Genomic DNA, 26,136 nt, shown 5'->3' with positions numbered 1-26,136 from the left:
CCGAGCTGGAGGTGAAGTTCCCGCGGAAGCCGTCCACCGGCATGGTGCCAGACGCGGGCTTGGCGATCGGCGCCGCTCGCCAAGCATGGGTACGTGAAAGGAACGCGCAGGGAACCACGCAGGCGGAGGAGCGCCGGGAGGAGCTCCTACGACGTGCCGCGGCTGGTGAAGACCTCGGCGCCGCTCGGGTGGTCCACGCGGGCGGCGCGTTCGACGCGGTGGTCACGTCGCTGGCGAACGGGAAAGGTGGTGCCCGGTGATCACCCCCCAACGGATCGATCAGTTCCTGTCGCGGGTCCGCCGCGTGCGGTCCTTGCAGGTCGAGTACCGCCGCACCCAGGACGCGCGCTTGCGGCACCAGCTCCCCGCGCTCGAGCTGGACCTGGACAACGACGCCGAGCTGCTGCGGGTGCAGTTGCTGGCCGCCGCACAGCAGGTCGAGGCCGAGCAAGCGGAAGGGGGTGTCGCTTGAGCACCCCCAACAACGGCGGGCCGGCGTTCCCGCGGTCCGGGTTCGAGGTGGACCGCGAAGAGCGCGGCAACTTCGACACGTCCCCACAGACCGGCATGAGCCTGCGGGACTGGTTCGCCGGGCGGGCCATTACCGGGCTGGTTCAGTTCGCCGACGCACCGACGCGCCTGCGTCCCGAGGAGATGGCCGAAGCCGCATACCGGATCGCGGACGCGCTTCTGGCTCAGAGCGTCAAAGGGGGTGCGGCATGAGCACCTCTCGCAAGTGCAGCGTCGCCGGGTGCGGGGTCTACGTCCCCGCCTCGATCCTGATGTGTCGTCGGCACTGGTCGCAGGTCCCGCACGCGCACCGCGCGCTCGTCGCGCGTGCCCGATCGGCCTACCAGCGCGGTGAGGTCGAGGGGATCGAGCTCGAAGCGGTCGAGGCCCGCGCCACGGCAACCGTTTGCGCCCCGCCCCCGCCACCCGGAGCGCCGGCGGCCGGGGTGACCTACCAGGGCGTGCGGATCACCTACGGCGGGCGGCTGATCGACTGTGCGGTCACCACCCGCGGCGGCGTGCTGGAGCCGCACGAGTCCCGCCACGTGTGCGACTACGCGGCCGGGTTCGAGTGGGGGTATTCGGGCGCCGGGCCGCTCCAGCTCGCGCTCGCCCTGGTGCTCGACGCGACCGCCGACCCACAGTTGGCCTTGGACTGTCACCAGTGGTACATGTGGGCCGCGGTCTCGCAGTGGGGGGCAAGCTGGCTCACCACCGCCGGCGAAGTCCGGGGGTGGGTCGAGCAGTGGCAGCGCGAGGGCGACGGCGCGGCCGATGCGCCCCTGGTGGTGGAAGGGGGTGGCGAGTGAGCACCCCGAAAACTCTGCCGACCGCGGCCCTGTCGCTCCACCCGGAAGCGGCGCTGGTGCCGGAGATGCCCGCCGACCAGTACGGCCCCTTCCTGGAGGACGTGAAGGCCCGCGGGATCCTCACCCCGATCGAGGTGCTACCGGGCACGCGAACGGTGATCGAGGGCCGCACCCGGTTGAAGGCGGCGACCGAGGCCGGGTTGCCGGCGGTGCCGGTCGTGGACGCGGACCTGCGCGGCGACGCGCCGAACGTGTACATGATCCGGGCCGCGTTGCTCCGGCGTCAGCTCACCACGGGCCAGCGGGCGGCGCTGGCGGTGGAGCTGGAATCGCAGCTCGCAAAGCGGGCAAAGGAGCGCCAGCGCGAGGGGGGCCGGAAGGGCGGGCAGGCGGCCGGGAAGGACGCCCCGAAGGTTGTGGCAATCGTGCCACAACCTTCACCGGCCCCGACCCGGGCACGCGACCAGGCGGCGGCGATCGCGGGAGCAAAGCCCCGGTACGTGTCCGAGGCGAAGGCCATCAAGGCGGCCGCGCCGGAGGTGTTCGCGCAGGTCAAGGCCGGGACGCTCACGATCCCGGAAGCCAAGCGGGTCACCACCGCCCGGCCGACTTCGCCGGCGAGCGCTCCGCAACCGGCGCCCAAAAGCGCCGTGACCGGACTGGCCCCGTGCCCCTTCTGCGGGTCCCGGGACGTGCAAATCGTCGCCACCCCGCCGCACTGGGTACTCTGCCCGTGGTGCCAGGCCACCGGGCCGAAGCCCATGATCAGCACCGCGGAAGCCGCACGCGAGGCGTGGAACAACCGGGGCCGGGCGGTGAAAGGGGGTGCGGCATGATCCCCCACCGAATCACCGATCACCGCTCATGGGCTCAGCGGTACCGGACCGCGGTTACCGGCGGGCACGGACCGGCCACGGCGTCGGGCCGGGCGGCGCTCTTCTCGGAGGTCCTCGCGCTCCTGTGTGAGCTGGTCGGGAGTGTGAACGACGTGGTGATGTCGCCGGAGGACATCGAGCGGTCGGACCTGCTCAAGGTGGTGGCCGCTGCACGGGAGGCGCTGGGTACCGGCCCGGTGCCGGACCCGGCCCCGACGGTGCCCCTGCGCGAGCTGACCGACCTCGCGCGTGCCATGCTCGAAATGCGCCGGGTTCAACTGGCGTACTTCGAGGCGAAGCGCAAGACGCCTCACACGGACCACCGCGGCGCCTACCAGCACGCCCGGCGGTGTGAGGACCGGGCCGAGGCGATGGCCCGCGCCGCGTTGGGTCGGGAGCGGGTAGCGCTCCCGGGGATGGAGGAGTTCGGAGGGTGATCAGCTCCGCTTCCGCGCCGGGGCCTTCCGGGTGGCCTTTGGCGCGGGGGCGGGTGCCTCCTCAACGGGTGCCTGCAACGGCAGCCCGTGTTCCTTTGCAAGGGCCTGAAGGGCCAGGGCCACCACCTGCGACTGACTGAGGTCGAGGCGGAGCGCCTCCTTAACCGCCGGGAACAGCCGGCCCCACAGCTCGGACGCAACGGGGTCGAGCCTGACGTTCAACTGCTGACGATCGCTCGGCACGATAGCACCTCCTGTTAGCAAGCACCCAGCTAGCACCATACACCACCAAGCCGCACGCGGCCACTCCGCACTTTTGCTTTATTGGAGTTGACAGGTGCTAGCACCGAGCTAATATACCCGTGTCGCAACGACGCGACGCACACAGGAGACACCGATGACGATCGACAAGCTGATTGCCCGCCTGGAGTGGTTCAAGGGTCAGATTGGTGGGGACAAGCAGGTGAAGGTGGTGGACGGGGAAGGCGAGTGGGGTTTCATGCTCCACGGCGAAATGATCGAAGACCCGGAGAGCGAGACCGGGATGAGCACCAAACTGCTGATCGACCTGACCGGCGAACCGGAAGAGTGACACAACCCGGGGCCGGTCGCGGTGACCGGCCCCCTTCCTCACACCAACTGGAGCGCGTCAGTGGTCGCCTACGCGAAGCACATCGGGGACACAAAGCGGCGGATGCGGGACTGGATGCGGCTCGGCATCGAAGAGCGGGTCCAGCACTACGCGGTGCTCGCGTGGAAGCTGAAGAAGCGCTGGGAACGGGAGCTGAAGAGGAGGGGCCGGGTATGCAAGCGGTGAAGCACACCCACCACCTGCTCAGCGACGGCCCCACCAGTGAAATTGACGTCTGCGGGTCGGTGCTGGCGCTCATGAGCGCCGGCCGGCGGGTCCTGAGCGGAGACGCCGGCCGCTTGTACCGGGAGCTGCTGGCCGACGAGCTCCACGGCGGCGCGCTGGCCGAGCTGCTGCTCAGCACGCGGCCGGTGCTGGCGGACAGCACCGCCCACGGCTACGTGTTCTGGGAAGTGTGACGGGCGGGCTACAATGGCGAGCACGAGCGCCCGACCGGTTGAGGGACCGGTCGGGCGCTCGTGCTTTATTGGGGCCATTATGGTGACGGTGAATCAGCTACGGGCGGGCGTGGACGGCACGCGCGGGCAAGGCGGGGTCGAGTGGCCGGCGGCCGTGTGGGAGCGCCTGTGGGGCGTTCTCACACGGCGTGAGCAGGAGGTGGTGTTTCACCACCTGGTCGAGAACCGCACCCACACCGAGGTGGCCGAGCTGCTCGGCGTGCGGCGCGAGACGGTGAACGTCGCGTGGCGCCGGGCGCTCACGCGGATCCGCGGCGTCATCACTTCACCGTAGTGGCGTCGAGCGGGGCGTTCGCCTCGGCGATGATGTGCGCCCGGGAGGCCTCGGTGACGATGAACTTCTCCAGCGCGTCGGCCTCCGACGCGCCGGTCCGCTTCGCCAGCGCTTTGGCGAGCAGCGCCAGCCCGGCGTTGATCAGCGGGCGCCCCGGGATCACTTCCGGAACGGCCACGGGCGCGGGGGCCGGCGCCCCCGGAGCGGGGGCCGCCGGGGCGGGGGTTACGGGTGCCGCCGGCGTGGCGGTCGGCGCGGCCTTCTTGAGCAGGTTCAGCAGCGGGTTCACCACCGCGCCCAGCTTCGGGAAGAACAGGCCCGCCAGCACGATGGCGGCGGCGCCGAGCGGCGAGTTCAGGAACGCGATCAGAGCGGCCAGTTCCACGGTTGTTACTCCGGCTTGGTTTGGGATCGGAACGCGAGTCCGGCGGCGATCGCGGCGGCGATCGCGAGCCACGGGGCCGACTGCGGGGCGGCCGGCGGGGCCGCGGGATCTTGCTTCACGTCCGGTTGCGGTTCCGCCTTCGGGTCCGGCTTGGGTTCAGGCTTAGGTGTGCAGCGGGGGCAGTCCGGACAGCTCGGGCAGTTCGGGCACGCCGGCGGTGCCGGCGCGGGCTTCGGGGCCGGGGGCGGTTCCGGCTTCCAGGTCGGGTCGAGCTGCGGCCGGAGCAGTTGCACCAGGTCCTCGGCGGTGGTGCCGGTTGCGGTGCCGAGGATCTGCCCGCCCTTCGGGGCCGGCGCGTGCAACGTGACCTTCGCGGACAGCCGCGTCTGGGCGACCCATGAATCGGGCCGGTACACCTGCACGTGACACTTCGCCACCAGGTCCCGGAGCTTGTCGCCGGCGAGCACCGCGGGCAGGCCGGTCGGGTCGTCGAGCACGAACGACAGGTGGTGGTTGCCGCTGTCGTCGGTGAGCACGTCGGGCGCGCCGGTCAGCACCTCGGTGAAGGCCTCGGCCCGGGTCACCTCCACGCCGTCGATCCAGTAGCGCGAGCGCGTCCCGTCGAGCTTGGTCACGTCGATCCCGTCCGCCTGGTTGAGCGGCGGGGCCTCGGCGGGGATCTCACCGCCCGCTTCCCGCAACCAGCCGTCCCCGTGCCCGATGTGCCACCCGTCCGCCGCGAGGACACCGAGTAACGTGCCGTCGGCGTCGAACAGCTTGTGGATCAGCTCCCCGCCGGCGAGCTCGACGTGCTGCCACCGCGGGCAGCTCGGCCCGGGGCAGCTCGGCCGCGGCCGGGTCGGGGCCGGGCAGTTCGGGCCGGGGCAGCTCGGCGACGTGGGCGCGGGTGCCGGGGTGAACGGCAGCGGGGCCACCGGCACCACACCCGGGCGGCCGGGCGGGGGCGGCGGCGCGAGCCAGCAGAACACCCACCCCGGGCCGGAGGCCTCCCACGCGCGGAGGTACTCGGCGCGCGTCTGCCAGAGCCAGTTCCCGGGGCGGTTGTTGTCGATCACCGCGGCCGTGGTGCCGTCGAGGTGCGCGCCGTTCACCATGTGCGCCGCGGTCCAGGTCTGGGCGGGCATGCGCCGCGTGCGGTACACCAGTTCCAGAAACGCCGGGTCCCCGCCGGTGTGCTGAACGAACCGCGGCGCGGTGATGCCCTTCGATCGGGCAAACTCCTTGATGTCCGCGGCGAGCTTCTGGGGCCAGCTCCCGCCCGGCCGTTGCATGCACCAGGCCTGGAACCCTTCCATCTCGTTGAGCCCGTGCCACCGCGCCGCGACCTGGACCGAGGTGGGCACGCACAGACCGGCGCCGGTACCGGGGCCGCGGGGGCCGAGGCCCCCGGTGTTCCGGATGTGGAGCGACGCGGGCACGTCGATCGTGGCGGGGGTGCCGCGCGGGGACACGGGCTGAGTGGTGGGCTCGAGCGCGTGCGCGGATCCGCACGCCAGCGCGAGGGCCAGCGCGGCGCCGAACCGGAATCGTGTCATCTGAGGGCCTCGGTGTGAAAGAGCGGGCCGGATATGTAACCGCCCGCTACTCCCGCTCGGGGATCTCCTCACCCGAATCCAGGCGGTCCTTGGCGTAGGCCCGGAACCGCCGCAGCTCGCCCTGCTCCTTGTCGCGCAACTTGGAGCCGAAGTTCACCGCGCACGTGGTGAAGTAGCTGAACAGGTTCCCGGTGGGGTCGGCCTTCCGAAGCGGGGTCTTGAGCAGGTGAAGGACGGTCTCTTGAACGAAGTCGTCGCGATCGGCGGTGTGCTGGAACCGGTCCCAAACCCCACCGGCGATCTTCGCCAGCGAGAGGCCGAGCCGGTCACTCGGCGCCCCGGTGAGGTGGCACTCGCGCACCAGCTCGGCCAGTTCCTGACGGTCGAGGTAATTCCGAGACATCGCGGGCGCCCGTCCTGGTGTGCGTCTGGCAGTGCGGGTATCTACCCGCCGGTGCCCTCAGACGTAGCGCCGCCTGTCCGGTTTTCCTGCTCGGTGCGTTTGTAGTCCGGGCACCGCTCGCAGCTTTGAACGCGGTCACTCACAAACACCCGGGTCGCGCGCTCGTGAAGGTCGCACTCCCTCACGCTCCGGGCGCTCCCCTGGCAGGTATGGCAGTGTTCCAGAATCGCCCCTTCGTGGTCGCACTTCCCGCGCGAGACGGGAAGTGCAATGCGGGCCGGTGTCCGGCCGCGGTGCTCGGGGTAGGTCTGGTCCGCCCCTTCGCTACGGCGCTTGACAGTGCGCTCCCGGATCTGGTTAATGCTCATCATTCTCCCCTGGAGATTCACCCATGCGCCGCGTGTTGCCCCTGCTGCTGGTGTTCGTCCTCGGTCTGGCGATCGGCACCCTACGCACGCGCTCACGCCCGGCACCGGCCCCGCTCCCGCCGATCGACTTCGGGGCGCCGGTCGCGGTGTCCCGCACCGTGCCGCCCAACGCCGAGGTCCTGGAGCTGCGCCCCTACAACGTGGTGCTCGACGGCGCCTCACACACGGTCGGGGATCCGCCCACCGAAGCGGACCGCCGCTGGTCGGTCACCTTCGACGGCGGGCGGTTGATCCTCGGCGCCGAGCTGGTCAGGCACTCACGCTGAACGGTGGGCCGAGCTCACTCATGCTCCCACTGAACGCGCCGAACCCGCCGGTGTAGCTGAACGGCGCGCAGGTCTTGGTGCCGCCGCCGCCCGACCCGCCGCCGGCCCCGAGCTGGCTCAACGTCCAACTGTCCCCGTTACACCACCAGCGGTAGTAGCCCACGGCTTCGCCCACGGTGATGCTCCCCGTGTACCAGCCCGGCCCGTTGGGGCCGTCGGCGTCGTAGGTCATGGGGTAGCTGCCAGCGCCGACCGACCCGCCCACCGTGAGCGTGAGAGTCGAAGGCACCCCGTCGGCAGCACAGCACGCGGTGGACACCGTGCCGCACTCGGCCTCGGCCTCGGCCTGTGTCGCGAACGGCCCGGCGCAAATCTCGATGGTGTCGTCGCACCGGTCCTCTTTGGTGAGCTCTTGCGGCTCACACGCATCGTCGGTACCCGCCTCGCGGATGCAGTACCACCCCGGCCCGCCCCACCCGGGAATCGAACAGCACGTCTGACACACCTTCACGTAGTAGAGCCGGCTGCACACGTCGGGCGCCAGGGCCTCCCACGGGAACACCTCCACCCGCTTGAAGGCGAACGTCGCGCAGGGGCAGTCGCACCCGCTCAGCACCCCGACGACACCCTTCCAGGTGAGCGAGGGTGTGACGGGATCGAAGGTGATGCTCTCGTCTTCCCCGCCCACCTCCAGCTCCAGCGGGAGCGGAATGGGGTCCGTGCCCACTTCGGGGAACACCGCTTCCCAGCAGTCGGCGGACACCACGGCCGTGAGCCAGGAGCAGTCCGAGCCCCCACCGCCCCCACCGCCGCCGCTACTCGAGTTGAACGCGACCGCGCGGAACCGGGCGCCGGCCGAGTCGTCGCCGGTCCGGGTGCAGAGGTACCGGTTCCCGGTGGTCAGCGCGACGGCGTTCGCGGCGCTCACCTTCACGGCGGTGGTGAGGTCCATGAACGTGCCGCCCTCGTCGAGCGAGACGACGCCCGGGTACCACCCGGACGATGCGGCCCCGGTCACCTTCACCCACGCCACGCCCCGGGCTACGGACCCGCTGGACGCGCGCCCGCCCACCGCGCCGCCGTCCACCAGGAGCTGCTTCACGTCGCCCGCGGTGCGAGCGGTGAGGCCGTACAGACGCTCAGCCACGGTCGCACCTCACGCCAGGATCCCGCCGGCCCCGGTCCACGTGCCCCCGGTCCCGTTCCACTGCTTCTCCACGTAGCCCTTCGGCTCGACGTAGTGGTACGCGCCCCCGGGCGCGACCGGCACTCCGGCCGCGTCGAGCGGCACCGGGTCCGTCACGGGCTGACCGTTCGCGTCCACAATCGCAACGGGCGGGTCCCCGCTGGTCGCACCCTTCCGCCGGCGCCCGGTGTTGAGGATCTTGGGTTGCCACCCGTCCGGGTTGAACTCGGCCTGCACCGTGATGGCGAACAGGAACGTCATCCCGCTCGGCCCGGTCTCCCACACCGTGTCGAGCGAGTATTCCGTGCAGCGGAGCGTGGCCGCGGTGTACGGTCGGCCGAGGATGGTGACGGTGGCCTGGTTCACCGAGTCCATCCACTTCGACCGGTTCGCCCAGTCGAGCTGTTCCGGGGAGCGGAAGAACTTCGCCGTGATGACGTGGTTACTGCGGAACACTTCCGCGGGCGGGTCGAACGGGTCCCCCAGCGTGTTCAGCACGCGGGCGCCGGTGACGGCGTCCTTTTCGAGCGGCTTGGACACCTCTTTGCGGCCGACGGTGATCGTCGGTGCGCGCTCGTTCGCCGGTGCCGAGTTGGATTGCCCGGCGCTCGGTGACGTGGGGTTGCTGCCGCCGGTCCCGTCGCCGTTCGCGGCGAACGGGGCGGAGCTGTAATCCGCGGTGACCAGCCAGTTGCGCGGGCCTTCGTGGGGCTTGGCCCGGAGCTTGCGGCAGACGGCCGGCGGCCAGTGCGGGTGCGGGGCGTACAGCGCCGCGGTCGGGTACACGAGCACGACCGAATCGATTACCACCTGCTCGCTGGTGAGGTCGTCGTTCGTCTCGACGATCCACCCGCGCGTGAGGGTCTGGACGCCCTTCTCGTCGGTCTCCGCGCCGCGGTCCTGCCAGCGCGGGATGATCTTGGTGACTGCCATGCGGGTATGTACCCGCGGTCACATCGGGACGAGCTCGACGCCGGCGGGCTTCCCGGCGATCGACTGCGCGGCGCCGAGGATCTGACCGAGCACCCCGGTTTGCTTCTGGGTCTCGGCGAGCTGCTTCTCCGGCGTCCCCTTCCCTCCGAACTCGTACTTCAACCGGGCGCTCACCTCGGCCGACGTGCCTTTGATCAGCGCCGGGCCGGCGAGCTGATTGGTTGCCGCCGCCACTACCTTCGCTTGCTCCTTCTTCACCTCGGCCGTCGCGGTCTTCTGCCGCGCAACCATCCGGTCCAGCCAGGTGTTGAACTGCTGGGCGCTCCCGCCGAAGTCGGCCACCGCGGCGGCGCCCCACTCCTTCAGTTGCTTCCCGGCCTCCTGGATCTTGGCGCCGTAATCGCCCACCGCGTTCTCGTCGAGCTGCCGCAACCCGGCCAGCACGGGGGAGGTGAAGGCGAGCGCTTTGGGCAGCGACTTCGCCATCCGGATCATGTCCGCGATCACGTCCCGGAACGCGACCACGACGGAACCGAGGGCCTCCACGATCCCGCCAGCGACGGTCGCCATGATCCCGTTACCGGCGCGGATCACGTCCCAGGCGTAGGCCGCGGCGGTGCCGATCCCGCGGAACGCGGCAATCACCACCTCGCGCGCCGTGGGCCAGTTGCCGGTGAAGGCGAGCAGCTCGGCCGTCCAGCTCGCCACCGCGTCAATCGCCTGCTCGACGGCGCTCACCACCTGCTCGACCACGGGCACCACGATCGAGAGGATGCCCTCCCACACCCAGCCCGCGACTTCCTGCACCGATTCCCACGCGCTGGTGAGCCAGTCGAACACCGGCTGCGCGCGGGCCATGATCCGGTCCCACACCCGGCTGATGATGTCGGTGATGCCGTTCCAGACCCGGCTTGCGATGCCGAACACCCACTGCGAGTAGGACGCATACGCCTGGAGCGCCGGACGTGCGAGCCCGACCGCCGCGGAGATGCCCTTACCGATGAGGGTGATGACCGGGGCGAGCGCGACCGAGATGGCCCGCCACGCCTGGCCGAGCGCGGTACCGGCTTGCGTGAGGGCCTGGTTCGCCACACGGGCGGATTCCATGTCGCGGGCCGACACGGCGAAGTCCGCGCCCATCGATTGAATGGCCCCGCTGCCCTGACGGAGCACGGGTAGCAGCTTCTGGAAGTCGCCACCGAGGCGCGCGGCCAACCCCGCGGCCAACGTGGGGTCGATCTTCTGGAACGCGTCCGCCAGCGCGAGGAACTGTTGATCCGGCCGGAGCCCGTTCAGCTCCTTCGCGTTCACACCGAGGAACCCGAACGTCTCGGCCAACTCGCCACCGTTGACCGCGGCGTCCTGGATCCAGTCGGCCACGTCGGTGAGCACGTCGGAGGTGCCCTGCGCGTCGATCCCGAACCGGTTGAACACGCCGGCCAACCCAGTGAACTGCTGGGCGCTGACGCCGAGGGCGGTCGCCAGGTCGCCCTGACGGCCGAGGTCCTGGAGCGTGTCCGCGGCGCTCTTCACGGTGGCGATCGCCGCGGCAGCAGCCGCGGCCGGGGCCGCAACCGCACCCAACGACGCGGCCAACCCCAACCCGCCCGTTGCCCCCTTCGGCGCGCCCACGTCCTTGAGCTTCGCGCCGACCGTCTTGCCGGTGTCGTCGGCCCACTTCTTGATGCCCTGCCCCTCTTTGTCGAGGCCCGAGCGGAGCCCGCTGCCGTTGGTGGTGAGCACCAGGGCGGCGCGGCCGATGCTGGTTTGGCTCACGCCGGGGTCTCCTCAATGCCGAGGCCGAAGCAATCGGCGAACAGCGCCAACCCGTCCGCCGACGGGAGCAGGTTCACGGGCGTGGCGCCGATGGTCCACTCGATTTGAAACTGATCGGCAGGGATCTGTGCGCCGGCCGCCGCGGCCGTGACGGAGCAGAGCTGCCGGAGGTAAGAGGCCTCGCGCTCCCCCCACCACGGGCCGTCCAGTTCGACCAGGGCCTGGTACTCGGCGAGTTGCGCGGCGGTGAGCACGCGCTCCAGCTCGTCGGGGAGGCGCCCGAGGGCGATCGACAGGCGGAGCACCCACAACCGAAGGGGGTCCGCCGTCAGGCGTTTTTTGCGGCGTCCTTCGACGGGATGGAGGCCTCACAGATCTGCCGCAGCTCGTCCAGGGTGAAGAGCGCGACCGTGTCCAGGTCCTCGGTGTTGCCGTTGGGGAACAGCGGCGCCCCGTCCGCATCGGCCAGAGCGAACATCGCGTGCGATTCGACCCGACGCACCTCCCGCTGGGGGCCTTCGGGGAGCAGCTCGGCCAGCCGGTCCGTCTCCCGCAGTTCGGCGACGGTGAGGTCCCGAACGTGGTACTGGACGCCGGCTACCGTGACCGGGCGGGCGGAGCGGAGACGGCTTTTCAGGCGGTCGCGGAGTGTGGTGCTCATGCGTAGGTGGGTTGCTTTCGGGTGGTCATCTCGAACGGAATCGACACCGGGTTGCCCTTCTCGAACTTGACCGCATCGACCTTGCTCACGAACCCCTTTGCGGTCACGGTGAGCTTGGTCGCGGTGCCGGCCGTCTGGTCGTCGGGCGAGGTCAGCAGGAACGTGTACTCCGCCCCGGCCGCGCCCTTCTTCAACAGCCCCACCAGGCGCTGGTAGTTCGCCTTGGTGTATTTCATCTCACACGGGGTCTTCCCGATCTTGATGAGGCCGGTCGGGTGCTCGCGCTCGAACGGGTCCGGGGCCGGGGTGCCGCCGCCGTCGTCCTGCGCGAGCTCGGTGGCGTCGAAGGTGCCCGCTTCGAGCGACGGCAGGCTGAACGTGGTCACCCCGTCGAACTTGGTCGAGGTGCCTCCCGTCGCGCCGCCGTTGCCGCCGTCGTCTGCCGTCAAGACCGCCTGAAAACCGGTGATCATCTCTGCCCCTCGCGTGTGCGGTTATGTACCTGAGACCTTGTTCCGCGCGAGCTCGGCGGCGATCTCCTTTTCCACTTCCCGGCGGACGTCTTCGATGTACCGCCCCGCGCTCTCCTCCTTCGCCGGCTTCAACCACGGCTTGGCTTTGGAGCGCTTCGTACCCCACTCGACGAGGTGGGCGTACTTGGACGGCTGGATCGTGCGCTTCTGGCCCTTCAGCGGTCCGCGGGTGATCTTCTTCCGCCCCTTGCGTTTGAACTTGCTCGCGGTGCCCACGATCGAGACGTACTTGTCCCCCGGGTACACCTTCACCTTGATGCGGATGCTCTTCGCGGTGACGCCGAGCAGCTTGATGCGTTCGGCGTTGTTCACCACCGAGGCCTTCACCGGCGCGCTGGCCCGGTTCGCGGCGATGCGGATCGCTTTGCGGATCCCGTAGGCCTTCAACTGCTCGGCCGGGGTCAGGTTCAGGTCGTACTGCACCTTGAACACGTCACCGCTCCACGTCGCAGGTCAGCTCGTTGTCCCCGTTCACCGCGGTCTTCACGAGCCAGACGTTCCCGTCGAGGTCCTGGAGCTTGTCGCCGGCGACGACACCGGGGTAGTTGCGCAGGCGGACGGTGGCGCTGGTCTTCTGCTTCTCGCTCTCCTTCACCCCCTCACGGTTCGCAATCACGTCCTCGATCGCGGCCCACAAGGCGCCCGCGTCGGTCCAGGTGTCCCCGGCCCGGCGGTCGCCGAAACCGTCCTTGCCCTTCACCCGTTGCAGCCACTGCACCCGGTCGCGGTAGTCCCCGGCCCGTGCCATCACTGCCCCCAACTGCCGGACAACCCGAGCTTGTACCGCGACACCACCCGCGCCCACCCGTCCGGCAGCTCGGCGAGCTTCTTCTCCGTGTGGGCCTCCCGGTTCTCGTACCAGTGGCCCGCGAGCAGCTTCAGCGCGGTCAGCACCTGTTTCGGGACGGCCGCGGCGTTGGCCCACCCGGCGGTGAACTCGACGCACCCGACCGGGCTGACGGCGATCCCGGCCGCGGTGGTCACCCGGGCCGGGACCGCGGCGAGCTGCACCCGGGCCGGCGGGGTGAGCAGGTCCGCCCGCCACTGGTCGGCCGCGAGTGTCTCGGTCGAGCCGTCCGCCAGGTACCGTTTCACCGCGGTGACCGCGGTCACCCCGCCGCGGCCGAGCACGATCAGCCCGCCCGCCGGCCATTGGGCGAGGTCCTGGCGGTAGCCGGTGGTGAGCACCGGGCGGCCGGTGTCGTCCTCGAATCGCTCCACCGCGCTCGCGAGGAACTCCGTCAGGTCCCCGTCCTCGGCCGTGCCGTTGATCCGGAGCCGGTCCCGGAGCTCGGCCGCGGTGACGGGCGCCGCGGCCGGGGTGACGATGGTGAGGCCGTACATCGCGCTCCGGGGGTTACGACGCCGGGTTCGCCAGGGTCTTCACGGCGCTCGTGTTGATCAACCGGCCGTCCGCGCGGGCGAACGCCAGGAACACGACCTGGCCGTTCAACATGCCGACCTCGTTGAGGCGGTAGAACGTCACCTCCTGCACGTCCCGCCACCAGTACCGGGAGTAGTCGCCGTAGGCGGCGACCTTCGCGTTCACCCCCGTGGCGAGCACGTCGTTGTTCAGGAAGATCGGGTCCCCGTCGAACGTGCCCGGGCCGGGCTGGAACGGGTCCGCGTAGTACCGGTTCTGCGAGTCCTTGAGCTTCCGGAGCTTTCCGAACACGGTGTCGGAGAGCATGAAGCCGCGCTTCTCGGCCGGGGCCTCACGGTAGGCCGGATCCACGCTGTACTTCAGGTCGAGGAACGAGTCCCACGTGTAGGTCGGGCTGGCGTTGGTGCCGGCGAGCACCACACCGGACGCGGTGGCGTCGGTGAAGATGCCCGTCGGTTCGGTCGTGCCCGCGCCGCGGGTGGCGGCCAGGTTGAACAAGCCGCCGATGCGCTCGCCGAGCAGCATGGGCACGATCATGTTCATCGACACCTGGTCGTCCTGGAGCGCCTCGATCGAGACGGGCACCTTGTCCGAGCTGGCCTTATACGCCTTCAGCGGGGCGCTGCCCAGGGTCGGGTCGGTGTTCGTGACCGGGGAGCCTTCCGCCAGCCACCGGCCGCGGTTCGCGGTGTCGTCGATCTTCGGGACCGGCAGGTCTACACCGGTCGCGGTCCGGATCCGGGTCACGCGGTCCAGCACGCGCCCGCGGAACTGGAGCGCCTTATCGAAGCTGCTGGTGAACTCCTTCCACTGCACCATTGCCGAGGAGCCGGACGTGGTGGCGATGTCACGACGCACCGGCCCGCCGCTGGTCGGGTCCCCGCTGTAGACCCCCACCACGCCGTTAGCGTTGAAGCGGATGGTGAGGGCCGCGGAGTTCACGTCAACGCCGCACAGCGAGGCGTTGAGGATCTGCTCCTGCGTGATGGTGCCGTGCCCGCGGAGCATCCAGGTGCGAACGGCCTCGGCGCTGTTCGGCGGGGTGGCGTGGTCGAGCACCGACGCCGGGCGGGACGGGGCGGTCCGGCGGGTGACCTCGTTGAGCTGCGCTTCGGCCCGTTCCAGGGTGCTCATCCGCTCCAGCGTTTCGATCCGCCGGCCGTGCTTGTCGAACTCGGCGTAGATCTGATCGACCTTGGTGTTCTCTTCCGCCGTCAGGTCCCGTTCGGCTTCCGGCCGCGCCTGCGCCCGGGCGATGATTTCCTTCGCCGCGGCCAGTAGGGTCGCGCGCTTCTCTTTGAGCTGGAGCAGTTCGTTCACGGTGGTCTCGCGGGGTCGCGGGTTCGGAGGTCGAGTGTGTGGGGGTATGTACCCTGCAGCCCGTCAGGATCGCTGCATGAGCGCCACCAGGGCGGCGCTGAGAGCCGTTCCGCTCGCCGGCGGCGCCGGTTCGGCGGACCGGTATTCGGCGGTCGAGGTGACGTAAGCCGGGTTCACCACCGGCCCCAGTTCGACCAGTTCGAGCGACGTGAGTTCGCGCAGGTCCCCGGTCCACTTCTCCCCGCCGTCGCGGTGGGGGAACGCGAAGAAGGAGCTGCCGCGCAGGTCGCCCCGTAAGAGCAGCTCCCGCACGTCCGCGGCGCTCTCCGGGAGCGCCACCTCGAACCGGAGGCCTTCGGGGGTGTCGGTGAGCGCGAGCGTGCCCGACGACGTGCGGCCGAGCAGGCGGTTCACGTCGTGGTTGAAGGTGGACAGCACGTCCCGCCCGGACGCGAGCGAGCGGCGGAACGCCCCGGGCCGGATCACTTCCGTGAACCGCTTCCCGCGCTCGAATATCTGGGTCGGCGCGTTGTACGCGATCAGCCCGCGCAGCTTCTTCCCGCCGGCGGCGCTGATCTCACTCAGCAGCGCCCGGCGAATCGGTTCCGGTTCCATCGGTCGGGGCCTCGGGGGTCGTGTCGGTGGGGTTCGCCGGCGACGCTGTCGCCGGGGCCTGGTTGAGCGGCAGCCGGAGCACGTCGCCCCCGGGCTTCGGCGAGAGGTCCTCACGGCCCCGAACCTCGTTCACCGTCATCCAGCCCGCGGTGAGTGCGGATTGCCAAGCCGTGAAGCGGGTCTGGGTGTCGGCGATCAACAGCCGGTCGGTGATGTGCCGGCAGTGCCGCCCGGGGCCGAGCAGCTTCAGGTCAACCTCGGCGTCCCGCTTCGTGATCCAGGGGCCGAGGCAACCGGAGACGTGGTCGCGGTTGAGCTGCTCCAGGTTCGACCAGGTGGCGCGGCCGAGCTTGTGGAGCTTCACGGGGGAGATGTTGAAGAACCGGGCCACCTCATCCACCAGGAACTCGGACAACTCCGCGAGCTGCAACTGGTCGTTGTGCGCGAGCTGGAACGGGGTCCACTTCGTGCCGCTTTCCAGCAGCAAGGGGCGCCCGGCGTTGTCCTCTCCGGCGTGCAGCGCGTCCCAGCTCTGGCGCATGTTCTCCAGCGCCTGCGGCGTCAGCTCGCCCTGTACCTCGATCGCTCCGGTCGGGCTCAACCCGCGGCGGAACCGCGCCGCCCCGAACCGCTGGGCAGCTACGGCCATCCCGAACGTCATGCGAGCCGTTTGGAGGAGCTGGTAGCCGACGGACCCGTTGGGAGTGAAGCCGGGAAGAAAGAGCACGTCGGAGGCGTCGAGCTTCACGTAACGGCCCGACGGCACCGGGGCGGAATACTCGGGCGCCTCGAACGTGAGCCGCCCGTAGGCGTCCCGGTCGATCCGCACCTGGTGGGATTCGAGCGGCCACAGCTCGCGCGGCCGCCCGGCTCTGTCCCGGGCGATCTCCGCGACCCCGAAACCCCACATGTTGGCGTTGTGCTGGAGCTGCGCCCAGAACACCGGCCCCGTCATCTCCGGGTTGGGCCGTTGGAGCAGTTGCGTTACCGGGTCGTCGTAAAGCGGCTTGGCGCCTTCTTCGAGGCGGTGCCCGCTGTAGACGCACATCGGCGACGACGCGAGGTCCTCACTGATCACCCGATCGGCGCAGAAGACGGCGCTGATGCCCATCGCCTCGGCGGCGCTGACGGGCCGGGCCTCCCCCCCGAGGCGAGCCGGCACCATACCGAGCGCGGCGAGCTGGTCATACGTGATGTCCCGCTTGACCTCGGCGGATCCACGGAACCAGTTTCGGGGGTTGAGCCACTTCATGCGGCTATGTAGCCGCCGCCTCCACCCGCGAACTACCGAACTTGCGGAGGGGGATTTTGAGTTGTTACGCTAATCCCACGCATCCCAAAAATTCGACGTGAGTTATCCGATGTTCTCGCCCGAGGCCGATCGCTTCTTTTTGGCTCCAAACTGCCGGCCCTCTGCGGGCGACCTCAGCGTGCTGTACTTGGTGCGCCGTGATGCGCTCCAGTGTTTAGGTGTCGATCCAGACACCCGGACCCACGGGCAGCATGCACCAGTTTTGTTTCCTGGTGCCATGACAATCATGGCTGGTATCGACCTCTTGGCGAAGTTCCATGCCGGTACTGATCAGGGCGCGGGAGGTGTTGGCGCTCGCTTTACGGGTTTCCTCAAGGCTTACCTAGATGAGCGGACCGAAGAAGAGTGCGAGGCGATTTATCAATTGCGGAATGCACTTCTGCACTCCTTTGGCCTTTACTCCAAAGCCAAAGGCCAGACCTACAAATTCGTTTTGAACAACGACTGGTCAGGCGCCCTCATCGTTCGGCATCCGCAAGCACGCGAATTCTGGGGGGTGTCTCTAGGGGTGCTGCTACAGTCCTTCGAGTCGTCCATTGAGCGCTACCAAGCGGATCTCGACTCCAAGCCCGATCTGCAAACCAAATTTCTCGACATGGTCCCCAACTACGCTTTCATGGGCCAAGCCACCTACGAACAGAAGTAGACTGCTCACAAGGTCCGGAACCCGCGCCCCTCGTACACGGACGGCTTCGGCGGGGGCGCGGCCGCGGCGGCGTCGGCCAGTGCGAACGGCATCAGCAGCGCGACGGCCCCGTCGATGTGGTCCACCGACTTCTTCTTGACCGGCCGCACGTTCTTGTACTGATCCTGGTCGAGGCGCACCGAGTTCACGCACCAGCGAGCCCACGCGCTCCCGTCGTGCGTCAGCCGCTTTTGGATGACGCACGTTTCCAGCTCGCGGGTGGGGCCGTTGAACCACCGGTGGGACTGCGGTTGCCGGTGGATCTTCTCGATACCCAACACGCTGTCGAGGTCCTGGCCGATCACCCACGCGCCGTTCGGGTCCATCACCAGCCCCTGCACGTTCCCGAACGCGATCAGCTCGAACAGCTGCGACATCACCGCGGTTTTGCTGATCACCTCCCCCGGGGTCATGATCATCGACCCTTCGGCGATGAACTGCTGATATCGGGGCAGGTTCGTTTTCTCACGGCTACGCACCCCGGCCTCGGCCACGAACGCCCACGAGCGCGCGTAGAACTGCCGGCCCGGCCGCCCCCACACGGCCGAAATGCTGGTCGGGTCGATCCGCTGGGAGGCGTCGAACCCAAGCCAGACTGGCAGGTGTCGCAGCTCCGCCGGCGTCGGCACGTGCCCCTTGCAGGCGTCCCAGCGCACCAGGTCAATCCAGGTCGCTTCCTCGGCCCGCCGGAAGATGTTGAACCGATACCGCTCGAAGGTCAGGCGGTCCGTGGTGGTCTTCTTCGCGGCCTCCCATTCGAGCCGGAACGCCTCGGACGTGAACCCCTCGTACTGGTCGATCGACGGGTTCACCTTCCGCCACGTCGCCGGGTCGTCGAGGTCGTCCGTGTCCGGGTTCGCTTCGTAGATCTCGGCGTAGGTCGTGGGGTCCGTGTCGGTGCCCGCGAGGATCCGCCGGCCACGTTCCACCAGCGCGTAATACCAGTGCGTCAGGTCGTCGCCGGCGGTCGAGATGATCACCATGAAGCCGTCCGGGCGGCCGATCATGGCGTATTCGAGGGTGCGGTAGAGCTTCGGCGATCGGTGCGCGTGCGCCTCGTCCACGATCACCGCCGAGCAGTTGAGGCCCTCGGCGTTGGGCGCGTCGGCGCTGAGCGCCCGATACTCCCCGTCCCGGGACGGAATCTTGATCACCTTCCGCGAATCCACCGGCTTACAGACCTGCGCGAGCTTCCCCTCTGGCCCGTCGCGGTTGATGCACGAGATGAGCTGCTCGTAAACCTGCTTGGCGTTCTCCTTCGTGGTGCTCGCGGACGCGACCAGGGGCGCCCGGACCCGCGCCCCGATCAGCTCGTACAGCGCGATCACGGAGACGATGAGCGTCTTGCCGTTCTTCTTCGGGACGTGGAGCAGAACCTTCCGGAACCGGCGCCCGCCGTCGGGCCGACGCCACCCGTACAGGCTCATCAGGAACCGGGCCTGCCAGTCGAACAGGCGGAACTGGTCACCCGCCCCGGCCGCGTACTTCACGGCCACAAACGCCGCGGCGAACCGCACGACCCGCTCGGCGGCCTCTTGGTCCCAGTAATAGCCGGCGGCGATCGCGGCACGGTCCGCGGCGGTGCGGACGGCCCAATCCGGAGGGGCACTCACACTAGCACCCCCGCAACCCGCTGGCGCGCGATCGCGGCGTACTCGGCTGATTCCTCAATGAGGACCGCCCGCCGGCCTTCCAGGGCCGCGGCCACGCCGGTCGTTCCGCTGCCCGCGAAGCAATCGAGCACCAGACCGCCCGGCGGCACGACGCGCACCAGGTCCTGCATGAGCGCGGTCGGCTTTCCGGTGAGATGGTGCTTATCGGGTTGCTTGACCGCGTGGGAGAAGTGCCCCGGGAACGGGCTTCCGGCGAGCGCACGGCCGCCGTTCGTGCCCCACACCAGGAACTCGCAAGCGTTCGCGAACCGCCCCTGAGCGGGCCGGGCGCCGGGCTTGTGCCAGACCACGATCCCGCGATACACCCAGCCGCCGGCCTGGAGCGCGTCCACCGTGACCGGGAGCTGCCGCCAGTCGGTGAACACGCCGCAAATGGCGCCGGGCTTGGAGACGCGCAGGCACTGAATCAGCCAGAGCGCCGACCAGTACCGGTACGCCCGCTGGTCGCGGGAGTCGCCCTTGAAGGTCGGGTACTTTCGCTTGGTGCCGCCCTGCTGGTACTTCGCGGACACATCACCCTGTCTGTCAGCGCGGGTGAACCCGCCCGACGAATACGGGGGGTCGTTGAGGATCAAATCGAACACGCCGTCGGGCAGCTCGAGGAGCGCGCCCAGGGACTCGCCTTCGATCACGCGGACGGGTTCGGTTTCGGTCGGCAGGTCGGTTCTCATGCCGCTATGTAGCGGGCGCGTGCTCTTTCGCGTGGCACCCGTGGCAGAGGAGTTCGACGTTGCTGTCGGCGCGGTTGTGGGGGTTGCGGTCGCGGTGGTGGAGGTGCGCGCTCCAGTCGTTTTCGCACCGCTGACAGATGGGAAACTGGCGGATCAGGCGTTCGCGCTGCTGCTGGTGCTCCCACCCGTAGCCGCGCTCAGTGGTGGTGAGCCGCGGCCGAGGTTGGCACCGCGGCCGGATGGGAGGGAGGCCCGGGGCGTTGGGCATCAGTAGCCCCGCTTGATGGATCGGAACACGTCGAGCGCCCGCCAGGTCAGGGCCGACGCGGCCACGATCGCGATGACGACGACGAACGCCGGAACGGTGACGCTCATAGGTCCCACTCGTCTTTCTTCTTGGGCGGTGTGACGGTCATCTTCGACTGCTTTCGCGCCTGCGGGAGCAGGCCGAACTGCTTCGCGTAGGCGTGGTACTGCTTCAGCAGTCGATCCAGGGAAATCGGCGTCCGGAAGTCCCCGGCCGACGCCGGGAGCGCCTGGAGCTCCTGAATCTTCCCCCACACCACGCACAGCAGCGCGAATGACTCGGCGTCCGCGGCGGTGATCACCCCGGCCTCTTCGAGCCGAGCGTAGTGCCGATCCCAGTACGCTCGCGCGTGCTGGGTGAGCGGGACCGGGGGTTCAGGCGTCGGGTTCACGGGCTTATGTACCCGGCAGCCAGTGCGGGCGGAACCAAAGTGTGAGGGTGACCGCGACGTAGACCACGGCCCCGGTCAGGATGCCGAGGGTGATGAGGCGGCCGAGCGTGAGGGGCTTTTCCATGCCCGTATGTAGCCGGTCAGTCGGTGAAGTAGTTGCGAAAGCACCGCGTGCAATGCCGAACCTGCCACCGGTACTCGAGTTCACTCACGCACTGGGACGGCCGATGGAAACCGAGCAGGCATCGTAACGGACGCATCAGCCCAATCTCGCGCAGGCATCCCACCAAGAAAACCTCGGAAATTGCGAGCCAGGCGAAGAGCAGGAACCACCCCATAACGTCCCCCGTGTGTGCCTCTATGTACCGCGCAAAATCAATTAAAAGGTCGCGCGGCGCGAGCGCGAGGGGCAGTGAGGTCAGGAGGGAGTGTCGGCCGAAGTCCAACACCCCTTACCCTCTGTCCGGTTTCAGTGCTTCGCCGAACTCAGGTTTTTCTGGTCGCCGGAAAAGACTTGCGAAGCTGCCGATGCTTCGCAAGGAGACGCGCCGTCTGCTGCCGCTCAAGACTAAGCTGATCACGTAAACGCCGAGCCTCGGCCCGAACTTGCTCTGCCCACCTGATCAGGTCTTCGGTCATCAGCATTCGAGCTCTCGCGCAGTGGTACCGAACACTCACTACTACATGCTCGTCGGGAGCAGGACCGCGATTTGCCAGGAGAATGCCAAAAGCCCTGACGGAAATCTCACACGGTCCAGAACGTACCGCGGCCCGGCACCGTGCCGACCTGCCGCACGTCCCCTCTGGCTTTCATCCTGAGCAACAGAACGTAAACGGTGAGCCGCGGCGACCGCCGATCGGGGCAGAGCCGGCGGCCGATGTCAGCGGTGGTGAGGGGGCAGGAGCTGCGGGCGAGCAGGCGGTAGATTCGAGCCCTGAGCGCCCCGGGCCTGCCGCCCCCGGTGCGACGCCGACGGCCTACCATCGGCACACCACAGGAGGAACACACGGGACGCTCAGGGATCCGGGACAGGTCGCGGCAGAGCTGGCGACGACACGCCACGCATCGAAATAGGACGCGGCTCATGTGATGCCAATCAGGGTCAGCGCATCACCCACGTCCGCCGCCGGGATCGCATAGCCCGCGTCCGTCAGGTGGACCCCGGGACTATCGCTGAAGTAGGTGGAGTCGTTGGTGTTCTGGAGTTGGGTCCGACTCTGGACATCCACCAAGTAATCGCAGTAGGTTGCGCCGCTGTATACGACGCCCGTCTGAAGCGTCGGCGAGTCGGCACGCAACAGCCCGTTCAGGGTGCCCTGCTGAGTGACCTGACTTGCGTTCCACGTCCCGCAGTCCTTCACCGTCAGCACAATCACGTGTGTGGCGCCGGCGGCCTTCGCCGCGATGCACCGCGCCACGATGTCCGCGTAGATGTCCGCCCCGCTCCTGAACACCAGGTCGTTCGTGCCGGCCCACAGCACGTAGACCTTTCGCGCGCCCGTGTAGTCGCCCCACAGCACGTCCGCGCGGCCGGGTCCCGCGCTGCGAATGGAGGCGGCCAGTTGGCCGCCGATACCGAGGTTCGTCCAGGCATACAGCCCGGAGCGCGACGCCATGCACTGACTTGGGTAGACGTGCGTGGCCCCCTGTCCGGCCGTCAGGGAGTCGCCATCGAACAGGACCTGATCGCGGGTCGTCGGGGTGGTGTTCCCGAGGGTCACCCCCCGCAGTGCGAGGCGCGCGGCCACCACCTCCACGTTGTTCGCCACCTGACCAGCGCTCAGCGCCGAGGAATAAAACAGCGCGTGGTAGAAGTCCCCGTAGTAGTTGCGGACGCCGTTCCCGAGACGGAACTGGCTCGCGGCACCCGACCAACCGGTATCGGTCCGCTGCGCCAAATACCCGGGCGCTTCAACGCCGTTGAGGTACACGCGGTTCGGGTTACCGAACGTGAGAGTCAGGCAGAGGTTGCCCCGCATCGACCGGGAACCGACCGCGTAAGGAGTAGCCGCATCGCCCCACGCGCCGAACAGCATGTCCCGCTCTCGCAGGAAGATCCCCAATCCGGCATCTGAAGAAACCGGGCACTGAACGACGGACCCGCCTTCGCTCGCGACGCTGAGGAACAGTTGCATGGTCCGCACGTGCTGAGCCATCGCGCTCGGCAGTGTGACCAGTTTCGTCTGCCCGCTCGGCCCGAACCGCAGCCCGGCCGGCACCCACTCCGGTTTGTAGCCGCCCCCCACCCCCAGCGTGCCGTGGTTGCCGTTGGGACTCCAGTCCGTGAGGGTGTCCCCGCTCCCCTCCCCGAAACGGTACTCGGCCAAGAGGTCGGACGTGACAAGGCCCGCGCCCGCGGACCCGCCCCACCGTCGCGTGTTTACCAGGGACAAACCGCCGAGTCCGCTCACGGGTCGGGCCTCAAATCGTGTACAGAAACTGCCCGGACGCGGTCGTCCCCGTCTGACGCACAACGCTGAACCGGTACGGGTACGGCAGCCCCGCAAGGACCGCGAACGTGCGGTCGGCGGTGTCGTCCTGGAGGCGGCCGACGATGTTGCCGTCACTGTTGGCGTGGAACCCGTTGGGCAAATCCGCCGGGGTGTGATCACCGCCCGAAACGTCGAGCGGCAGGGACTGGCGGACCAGTCCCGTCGGAGAGGAGGCGATGTTCGCGGCGCGGTCAGCCATCGGGTTCACTCGCGGGTTCGGATGCCGCTATGTACCCGCTCGCACCCAGAGGACCTGAAACCGACAGGCGTTGTGGTAGCCCTCCTCGGTGCTCTCCTCACTGTCCCCGGCCCACACCGCGAGCCGGACGGTGCCACCGCGCATGGAGTTGAGCACCACGAACACGCGGTCCACGATCGCTTTCGCGACCGCGTAAGTGTCTGCCAAGCTGTGGAACTCCACTTGGGAGCTCACGTTCGTTTCCTCCCCGTCGAGGTCCTCCGCAACGGGGTCCGAGCTGGGGACCGTGTAGAAGAGCCACGGCGGCGCGTCTTCGTCGTCCGGGATCTGCCCGCAGAAGATGCGGTCACCGACCAGGGTGATCAGGTCGGGATCAGCCGCGAGCGCGGCGCGGAGGGTTTCTTGAATGGATGCCATGCGGCTATGTAGCGAGCCGCACCAACGAAAAAGGGCCGCCGGTCGTTCCGGCGGCCCACGCCATTACCCTCGCGCGATTACTGTACCAGCCACAAGCGCCGGCGGAAGGTCGGTTGAAAGCGAACGGCCCGCCGGATGTCTCCGGCGGGCCGCGTTCAGGTGAAGGAGCGTTCCTAAAGCTTTGAGACCCTTGTGAGCGCCCCCCAACGCCATCGAATCTACACGTCGGCCAGACTCCGCGCAACGACAAAGCGACGGCCCGCCGGATGTCTCCGGCGGGCCGTCGTGTATTCGGGGCGGGTGCTCCCGACGCGGGCTGAGCCCGGTTATGCGCCGAAAAATGGTGCACGTGGCGCGCCGTGCGTTTCGATAATTCCGTGACACTTCCCCAGCAGGAGGCATCGTGCCCAAACGCGGAAACCACAGAAAAACACAGCACGAACTACGCTATACGAACCTCTGCGAGCGCTGCGGTAACCAGTTCCATTCTGCTCGGGAGCTTGCCCGCACCTGCTCGGATAGCTGCCGGCAGGCGCTCTCACGAGCTGCTCGCCGAGCGGCTCAGCCCGGACCGGGATCGGGCTGAAGCCCGGTCGATCGCGTTCACCAGGTCGTCGCCGGCGAGGTGCTGATACCGGTTCGTGGTCGAGCTCCGCGAATGGCCCATGACCTTCGCAAGTGTGGTGTCCGTCACGCCTTTCCGGGTCGCGTTCGTGGCGCCCGTGTGCCGCATGGTGTAGCACACCACCCGCTCCTCCACCCCTTCGGGATCCAGGCCGGCTTTGAGGCGTGCGCGCCGCATGCGGCACCGCAAGCCGTTTGAAGTGAGCTGCTTCCCGAACCGGTCCTTCCAAACCGGCGCGTCTGGCGTGGGACTACCCGCCCGGCGGTGCAAGTTGCGGAGCATCCGGAGCGCGGCCTTATCGAGAGGGATCGTGCGCACCTTCACCCCGTCCGTGCGCCGCTTCTTCCCCTTGAATTTCCGCAGGGTGATGAGCCGCCGGTCCCACTGAATGTCTCCCCACTTCAGCCCCCGGATCTCGCCGGGACGGGCAATGGTGCGGCTCAAGACGAACAGAAACCGCTGGTGACTGGCCTCACTCGCCAAGTACAGTTCGCGCATCTCGGCTCGGCTAAGGATGCGTTGCCGCTCGCCGCACGGTGGGGGTTTGAGCTTTCGGAAGGGGTCGCGCGGGACGAGCGCCGCATCTTCATCGGCCGCCCACTTGTACAGTGCCTTCAGAGCCCGAACGAAGTGGTATGTAAATTCCACGGCGACCAAATGGTGCGCCCGTAGATCAGCCGCGGGGAAATCCCCCGCCGCCGTCCGCAGCTTCTTCAACTGGCCGGTGTACCACACCAACGTCGATTGCTCAGCCTGTCCGAGCTTCACCCGCACCTTCAGGGCGTCAGTGAAGCTGTCGATCAAGTTCGTCACGCGAAACACGTCGTCAGCCTCCTTAGAGAGACCAACATCCTTCCCCACAGCACCGGCGTTGTCAGATTCAAAGGGCGCAGTTATTTTCATTGTCGATGCGAGAAGTGCGCGATTAGGTAGAGGGTGAGGGATGCGCCACGTGGTTTCGTGGCGCAAGGTCGCTGACGTATGTAGGCGCGCGAAGAAGTGGCGGTTTTTGCGCGCGTGCTTGGGGTGCAAGAGGTCGTGGGTTCAAATCCCGCCGGCCCGACTGCTTTGATACTCCTTCCGGATCTTACGCCGGCGGGAAATCGGCAGTGGACTGATCTGCTCGGAATCGAAGCTGAGCAGTTAAGTTTCTAAATCCCGCGCGTTCAGATTGATTACCTGAACGCGCGGGACTAAAGTCCAGCGACTACCCCACCGCCCCGCCGGCACCACCGGCGGGGCGGTTTCCGTTCCGGAGGTCGCCCCCATGCACGTCGCGACAGGAATCATTCGGGTCCCACAATATAAACCATCGACGGAACCGGGGATACGCCCGGTCGAGGGGTTCACGGAGTACGTGGTCCGGTTCGAGGTCCTGCCCCGCATCGGCCAAGTGGTCACCTTCGGCAAAGAGTCCTGGGTCGTTGCTCGAGTCGAGTTCCCTTTAACGTCCGGCGATTCGGCTCGGGAGCTGGTAGCCGGTCCGGCTCGAGTCGAGTTGGACCACCTGAGCAAAGGCGGGCGCAGCGGCAGCGCCCGGAGCGGCACGGTGCTGGTCCTGATCTTGGACGAATCGCTACTCGGTGACCCGAGCTATGACGGCGAACTGCGCACGTTCCCGGCCCTCCCGCGTGTCGGGGAGTTCCTCTCCGACACCACCCGCAACCCCCACGTCCGGTATCGGGTCAAAGAGGTCAACCATGTGCTCAACCGCCGCACCGAGCTCGGCTGGATCGAAGCCGAAATCCTCATCGTCCCGGACGGGGAACCCCTTCCGTGGAAACTCCGCTCCCAGCGCCCCTCCGACAACTGACCGAGCCACCCGCACTGAGTGTTGCGGGCTCCAAGCGATCTTGGCTGAATCTCGACGGCAGAAAACCGGCACGGGAATTTGCAATTAAC

At 68.4% G+C, this 26,136-nt stretch carries 37 protein-coding genes; 13 read left to right on the top strand and 24 right to left on the bottom strand.

The features are described 5' to 3' along the window. The 6 genes from R5W23_RS03380 to R5W23_RS03355 form a co-directional block, all read left to right on the top strand. The coding region (locus tag R5W23_RS03380) for a hypothetical protein (protein ID WP_320685111.1) at positions 1-260 on the top strand (260 nt) is incomplete at its 5' end. Then, complete coding sequence (locus R5W23_RS03375; protein ID WP_320685110.1) at positions 257-472, top strand: hypothetical protein; 216 nt, start codon at positions 257-259, stop codon at positions 470-472. The genes R5W23_RS03380 and R5W23_RS03375, both read left to right, overlap by 4 nt. Next, entirely contained in the window at positions 469-723 is a 255-nt protein-coding gene (locus R5W23_RS03370; RefSeq protein WP_320685109.1) for a hypothetical protein, read from the top strand. Before R5W23_RS03375 ends, R5W23_RS03370 begins: the two co-directional genes overlap by 4 nt. Beyond that, positions 720-1,319, top strand: coding sequence for a DUF6166 domain-containing protein (locus R5W23_RS03365; RefSeq protein ID WP_320685108.1), 600 nt, complete (start codon positions 720-722; stop codon positions 1,317-1,319). The genes R5W23_RS03370 and R5W23_RS03365 overlap by 4 nt, the downstream gene beginning before the upstream one ends. Further along, positions 1,316-2,155 carry a Lar family restriction alleviation protein gene (locus R5W23_RS03360; protein ID WP_320685107.1) on the top strand — a complete coding sequence of 280 codons (840 nt, stop codon included), beginning with the start codon at positions 1,316-1,318 and terminating at the stop codon, positions 2,153-2,155. Before R5W23_RS03365 ends, R5W23_RS03360 begins: the two co-directional genes overlap by 4 nt. After that, positions 2,152-2,631 (top strand): hypothetical protein, encoded by a 480-nt coding sequence (locus tag R5W23_RS03355; RefSeq protein WP_320685106.1) that lies wholly within the window; start codon positions 2,152-2,154, stop codon positions 2,629-2,631. The genes R5W23_RS03360 and R5W23_RS03355 overlap by 4 nt, the downstream gene beginning before the upstream one ends. Here R5W23_RS03355 and R5W23_RS03350 read toward each other — a convergent pair whose 3' ends face one another. After that, positions 2,632-2,874 carry a hypothetical protein gene (locus R5W23_RS03350; RefSeq protein ID WP_320685105.1) on the bottom strand — a complete coding sequence of 81 codons (243 nt, stop codon included), beginning with the start codon at positions 2,872-2,874 and terminating at the stop codon, positions 2,632-2,634. It abuts the gene before it with no gap. 154 nt (positions 2,875-3,028) lie between these two features. Here R5W23_RS03350 and R5W23_RS03345 point away from each other — a divergent pair, with 154 nt between their 5' ends. The 4 genes from R5W23_RS03345 to R5W23_RS03330 are packed head-to-tail and all read left to right on the top strand — an operon-like array spanning position 3,029 to position 4,015. Continuing rightward, a complete protein-coding gene (locus R5W23_RS03345; RefSeq protein ID WP_320685104.1) occupies positions 3,029-3,223 on the top strand; it encodes a hypothetical protein in 195 nt (64 codons plus the stop codon). Between the two features lie 21 nt (positions 3,224-3,244). Beyond that, positions 3,245-3,448, top strand: coding sequence for a hypothetical protein (locus R5W23_RS03340; protein ID WP_320685103.1), 204 nt, complete (start codon positions 3,245-3,247; stop codon positions 3,446-3,448). Continuing rightward, positions 3,436-3,681 (top strand): hypothetical protein, encoded by a 246-nt coding sequence (locus tag R5W23_RS03335; RefSeq protein WP_320685102.1) that lies wholly within the window; start codon positions 3,436-3,438, stop codon positions 3,679-3,681. Before R5W23_RS03340 ends, R5W23_RS03335 begins: the two co-directional genes overlap by 13 nt. 13 nt (positions 3,682-3,694) lie before the next feature. Beyond that, positions 3,695-4,015, top strand: a complete 321-nt coding sequence (locus tag R5W23_RS03330) for a sigma factor-like helix-turn-helix DNA-binding protein (RefSeq protein WP_320685101.1) — start codon at positions 3,695-3,697, stop codon at positions 4,013-4,015. Here R5W23_RS03330 and R5W23_RS03325 read toward each other — a convergent pair. From R5W23_RS03325 to R5W23_RS03315, 3 genes are read right to left on the bottom strand one after another with little or no spacing between them, the layout of a single operon-like run. Further along, entirely contained in the window at positions 4,002-4,400 is a 399-nt protein-coding gene (locus R5W23_RS03325; protein ID WP_320685100.1) for a hypothetical protein, read from the bottom strand. The genes R5W23_RS03330 and R5W23_RS03325 overlap by 14 nt on opposite strands. A 5-nt stretch (positions 4,401-4,405) precedes the next feature. Beyond that, positions 4,406-5,956 carry a hypothetical protein gene (locus R5W23_RS03320; RefSeq protein ID WP_320685099.1) on the bottom strand — a complete coding sequence of 517 codons (1,551 nt, stop codon included), beginning with the start codon at positions 5,954-5,956 and terminating at the stop codon, positions 4,406-4,408. A 46-nt stretch (positions 5,957-6,002) separates the two neighbouring features. Continuing rightward, positions 6,003-6,359, bottom strand: coding sequence for a hypothetical protein (locus R5W23_RS03315; RefSeq protein WP_320685098.1), 357 nt, complete (start codon positions 6,357-6,359; stop codon positions 6,003-6,005). A gap of 391 nt (positions 6,360-6,750) precedes the next feature. Between R5W23_RS03315 and R5W23_RS03310 the strand changes: the two genes are divergently transcribed. Beyond that, positions 6,751-7,053 carry a hypothetical protein gene (locus R5W23_RS03310; RefSeq protein ID WP_320685097.1) on the top strand — a complete coding sequence of 101 codons (303 nt, stop codon included), beginning with the start codon at positions 6,751-6,753 and terminating at the stop codon, positions 7,051-7,053. Here R5W23_RS03310 and R5W23_RS03305 read toward each other — a convergent pair. The 12 genes from R5W23_RS03305 to R5W23_RS03250 all read right to left on the bottom strand — a co-directional run bounded on the left by R5W23_RS03305 (position 7,037) and on the right by R5W23_RS03250 (position 16,713). After that, entirely contained in the window at positions 7,037-8,200 is a 1,164-nt protein-coding gene (locus R5W23_RS03305) for a hypothetical protein (protein ID WP_320685096.1), read from the bottom strand. The genes R5W23_RS03310 and R5W23_RS03305 overlap by 17 nt on opposite strands. A 9-nt stretch (positions 8,201-8,209) precedes the next feature. Further along, positions 8,210-9,172, bottom strand: coding sequence for a hypothetical protein (locus R5W23_RS03300; protein WP_320685095.1), 963 nt, complete (start codon positions 9,170-9,172; stop codon positions 8,210-8,212). 18 nt (positions 9,173-9,190) lie between these two features. Next, positions 9,191-10,948, bottom strand: a complete 1,758-nt coding sequence (locus R5W23_RS03295) for a hypothetical protein (protein WP_320685094.1) — start codon at positions 10,946-10,948, stop codon at positions 9,191-9,193. Further along, positions 10,945-11,259: a hypothetical protein gene (locus R5W23_RS03290; RefSeq protein WP_320685093.1), complete on the bottom strand. Its 315-nt coding sequence runs from the start codon at positions 11,257-11,259 to the stop codon at positions 10,945-10,947. Before R5W23_RS03290 ends, R5W23_RS03295 begins: the two co-directional genes overlap by 4 nt. A gap of 17 nt (positions 11,260-11,276) precedes the next feature. Further along, on the bottom strand, positions 11,277-11,609 hold the full coding sequence (locus tag R5W23_RS03285; protein ID WP_320685092.1) for a hypothetical protein: 333 nt from the start codon (positions 11,607-11,609) through the stop codon (positions 11,277-11,279). After that, complete coding sequence (locus R5W23_RS03280; protein ID WP_320685091.1) at positions 11,606-12,082, bottom strand: hypothetical protein; 477 nt, start codon at positions 12,080-12,082, stop codon at positions 11,606-11,608. The genes R5W23_RS03285 and R5W23_RS03280 overlap by 4 nt, the downstream gene beginning before the upstream one ends. A gap of 21 nt (positions 12,083-12,103) precedes the next feature. After that, a complete protein-coding gene (locus tag R5W23_RS03275; protein ID WP_320685090.1) occupies positions 12,104-12,574 on the bottom strand; it encodes an HK97-gp10 family putative phage morphogenesis protein in 471 nt (156 codons plus the stop codon). A 1-nt stretch (position 12,575) separates the two neighbouring features. Further along, positions 12,576-12,890 carry a phage head completion protein gene (locus R5W23_RS03270; RefSeq protein ID WP_320685089.1) on the bottom strand — a complete coding sequence of 105 codons (315 nt, stop codon included), beginning with the start codon at positions 12,888-12,890 and terminating at the stop codon, positions 12,576-12,578. Then, the gene (locus tag R5W23_RS03265) at positions 12,890-13,486 is read right to left on the bottom strand and encodes a head-tail connector protein (RefSeq protein ID WP_320685088.1); all 597 of its coding nucleotides are present in this window, start codon (positions 13,484-13,486) and stop codon (positions 12,890-12,892) included. The genes R5W23_RS03270 and R5W23_RS03265 overlap by 1 nt, the downstream gene beginning before the upstream one ends. Positions 13,487-13,499: 13 nt before the next feature. Further along, entirely contained in the window at positions 13,500-14,846 is a 1,347-nt protein-coding gene (locus R5W23_RS03260; protein ID WP_320685087.1) for a phage major capsid protein, read from the bottom strand. Positions 14,847-14,909: 63 nt separating this feature from the next. After that, positions 14,910-15,461, bottom strand: a complete 552-nt coding sequence (locus R5W23_RS03255) for an HK97 family phage prohead protease (protein ID WP_320685086.1) — start codon at positions 15,459-15,461, stop codon at positions 14,910-14,912. Beyond that, a complete protein-coding gene (locus R5W23_RS03250) occupies positions 15,424-16,713 on the bottom strand; it encodes a phage portal protein (RefSeq protein WP_320685085.1) in 1,290 nt (429 codons plus the stop codon). The genes R5W23_RS03255 and R5W23_RS03250 overlap by 38 nt, the downstream gene beginning before the upstream one ends. Before the next feature lie 97 nt (positions 16,714-16,810). Between R5W23_RS03250 and R5W23_RS03245 the strand changes: the two genes are divergently transcribed. Next, positions 16,811-17,419 (top strand): hypothetical protein, encoded by a 609-nt coding sequence (locus tag R5W23_RS03245; protein WP_320685084.1) that lies wholly within the window; start codon positions 16,811-16,813, stop codon positions 17,417-17,419. A 5-nt stretch (positions 17,420-17,424) separates the two neighbouring features. Here the strand turns inward: R5W23_RS03245 and R5W23_RS03240 are convergent, their stop codons facing one another. The 8 genes from R5W23_RS03240 to R5W23_RS03205 all read right to left on the bottom strand — a co-directional run bounded on the left by R5W23_RS03240 (position 17,425) and on the right by R5W23_RS03205 (position 25,056). Beyond that, positions 17,425-19,071: a terminase large subunit gene (locus tag R5W23_RS03240; RefSeq protein WP_320685083.1), complete on the bottom strand. Its 1,647-nt coding sequence runs from the start codon at positions 19,069-19,071 to the stop codon at positions 17,425-17,427. Then, the gene (locus R5W23_RS03235; protein WP_320685082.1) at positions 19,068-19,802 is read right to left on the bottom strand and encodes a DNA-methyltransferase; all 735 of its coding nucleotides are present in this window, start codon (positions 19,800-19,802) and stop codon (positions 19,068-19,070) included. Before R5W23_RS03235 ends, R5W23_RS03240 begins: the two co-directional genes overlap by 4 nt. A 4-nt stretch (positions 19,803-19,806) precedes the next feature. Then, positions 19,807-20,070: an HNH endonuclease family protein gene (locus R5W23_RS03230; RefSeq protein ID WP_320685081.1), complete on the bottom strand. Its 264-nt coding sequence runs from the start codon at positions 20,068-20,070 to the stop codon at positions 19,807-19,809. 103 nt (positions 20,071-20,173) lie between these two features. Next, a complete protein-coding gene (locus R5W23_RS03225) occupies positions 20,174-20,500 on the bottom strand; it encodes a P27 family phage terminase small subunit (RefSeq protein ID WP_320685080.1) in 327 nt (108 codons plus the stop codon). 1,083 nt (positions 20,501-21,583) lie between these two features. Next, complete coding sequence (locus tag R5W23_RS03220) at positions 21,584-22,894, bottom strand: SGNH/GDSL hydrolase family protein (RefSeq protein ID WP_320685079.1); 1,311 nt, start codon at positions 22,892-22,894, stop codon at positions 21,584-21,586. A 28-nt stretch (positions 22,895-22,922) separates the two neighbouring features. After that, on the bottom strand, positions 22,923-23,192 hold the full coding sequence (locus R5W23_RS03215) for a spike base protein, RCAP_Rcc01079 family (RefSeq protein WP_320685078.1): 270 nt from the start codon (positions 23,190-23,192) through the stop codon (positions 22,923-22,925). A gap of 27 nt (positions 23,193-23,219) precedes the next feature. Next, positions 23,220-23,609, bottom strand: a complete 390-nt coding sequence (gene gp17, locus R5W23_RS03210) for a tail completion protein gp17 (RefSeq protein ID WP_320685077.1) — start codon at positions 23,607-23,609, stop codon at positions 23,220-23,222. A 538-nt stretch (positions 23,610-24,147) separates the two neighbouring features. Next, a complete protein-coding gene (locus R5W23_RS03205; RefSeq protein ID WP_320685076.1) occupies positions 24,148-25,056 on the bottom strand; it encodes a tyrosine-type recombinase/integrase in 909 nt (302 codons plus the stop codon). A 445-nt stretch (positions 25,057-25,501) separates the two neighbouring features. Between R5W23_RS03205 and R5W23_RS03200 the strand changes: the two genes are divergently transcribed. After that, positions 25,502-26,047, top strand: a complete 546-nt coding sequence (locus R5W23_RS03200) for a hypothetical protein (protein WP_320685075.1) — start codon at positions 25,502-25,504, stop codon at positions 26,045-26,047. Positions 26,048-26,136 lie beyond the last annotated feature (89 nt).

It is taken from the genome of Gemmata algarum (genome assembly GCF_034097035.1).
GTDB classification, from domain to species: Bacteria; Planctomycetota; Planctomycetia; order Gemmatales; family Gemmataceae; genus Gemmata; species Gemmata algarum.
The sequence above is the reverse complement of the archived record's forward strand: the minus strand, read 5'-3'. Positions and strand labels throughout refer to the sequence as shown.

What these genes read in the sequence shown, in the direction of transcription:
- R5W23_RS03215 (WP_320685078.1), bottom strand. Translation starts at nt 23,192, where the DNA reads ATGGCTGACCGCGCCGCGAACATCGCCTCCTCTCCGACGGGACTGGTC.
- R5W23_RS03310 (WP_320685097.1), top strand. Translation starts at nt 6,751, where the DNA reads ATGCGCCGCGTGTTGCCCCTGCTGCTGGTGTTCGTCCTCGGTCTGGCG.
- R5W23_RS03200 (WP_320685075.1), top strand. Translation starts at nt 25,502, where the DNA reads ATGCACGTCGCGACAGGAATCATTCGGGTCCCACAATATAAACCATCG.
- R5W23_RS03255 (WP_320685086.1), bottom strand. Translation starts at nt 15,461, where the DNA reads ATGGAACCGGAACCGATTCGCCGGGCGCTGCTGAGTGAGATCAGCGCC.
- R5W23_RS03285 (WP_320685092.1), bottom strand. Translation starts at nt 11,609, where the DNA reads ATGAGCACCACACTCCGCGACCGCCTGAAAAGCCGTCTCCGCTCCGCC.
- R5W23_RS03335 (WP_320685102.1), top strand. Translation starts at nt 3,436, where the DNA reads ATGCAAGCGGTGAAGCACACCCACCACCTGCTCAGCGACGGCCCCACC.
- R5W23_RS03365 (WP_320685108.1), top strand. Translation starts at nt 720, where the DNA reads ATGAGCACCTCTCGCAAGTGCAGCGTCGCCGGGTGCGGGGTCTACGTC.
- R5W23_RS03250 (WP_320685085.1), bottom strand. Translation starts at nt 16,713, where the DNA reads ATGAAGTGGCTCAACCCCCGAAACTGGTTCCGTGGATCCGCCGAGGTC.
- R5W23_RS03300 (WP_320685095.1), bottom strand. Translation starts at nt 9,172, where the DNA reads ATGGCAGTCACCAAGATCATCCCGCGCTGGCAGGACCGCGGCGCGGAG.
- R5W23_RS03230 (WP_320685081.1), bottom strand. Translation starts at nt 20,070, where the DNA reads ATGCCCAACGCCCCGGGCCTCCCTCCCATCCGGCCGCGGTGCCAACCT.
- R5W23_RS03320 (WP_320685099.1), bottom strand. Translation starts at nt 5,956, where the DNA reads ATGACACGATTCCGGTTCGGCGCCGCGCTGGCCCTCGCGCTGGCGTGC.
- R5W23_RS03265 (WP_320685088.1), bottom strand. Translation starts at nt 13,486, where the DNA reads ATGTACGGCCTCACCATCGTCACCCCGGCCGCGGCGCCCGTCACCGCG.
- R5W23_RS03330 (WP_320685101.1), top strand. Translation starts at nt 3,695, where the DNA reads ATGGCGAGCACGAGCGCCCGACCGGTTGAGGGACCGGTCGGGCGCTCG.
- R5W23_RS03355 (WP_320685106.1), top strand. Translation starts at nt 2,152, where the DNA reads ATGATCCCCCACCGAATCACCGATCACCGCTCATGGGCTCAGCGGTAC.
- R5W23_RS03345 (WP_320685104.1), top strand. Translation starts at nt 3,029, where the DNA reads ATGACGATCGACAAGCTGATTGCCCGCCTGGAGTGGTTCAAGGGTCAG.
- gp17 (WP_320685077.1), bottom strand. Translation starts at nt 23,609, where the DNA reads ATGGCATCCATTCAAGAAACCCTCCGCGCCGCGCTCGCGGCTGATCCC.
- R5W23_RS03315 (WP_320685098.1), bottom strand. Translation starts at nt 6,359, where the DNA reads ATGTCTCGGAATTACCTCGACCGTCAGGAACTGGCCGAGCTGGTGCGC.
- R5W23_RS03280 (WP_320685091.1), bottom strand. Translation starts at nt 12,082, where the DNA reads ATGATCACCGGTTTTCAGGCGGTCTTGACGGCAGACGACGGCGGCAAC.
- R5W23_RS03270 (WP_320685089.1), bottom strand. Translation starts at nt 12,890, where the DNA reads ATGGCACGGGCCGGGGACTACCGCGACCGGGTGCAGTGGCTGCAACGG.
- R5W23_RS03235 (WP_320685082.1), bottom strand. Translation starts at nt 19,802, where the DNA reads ATGAGAACCGACCTGCCGACCGAAACCGAACCCGTCCGCGTGATCGAA.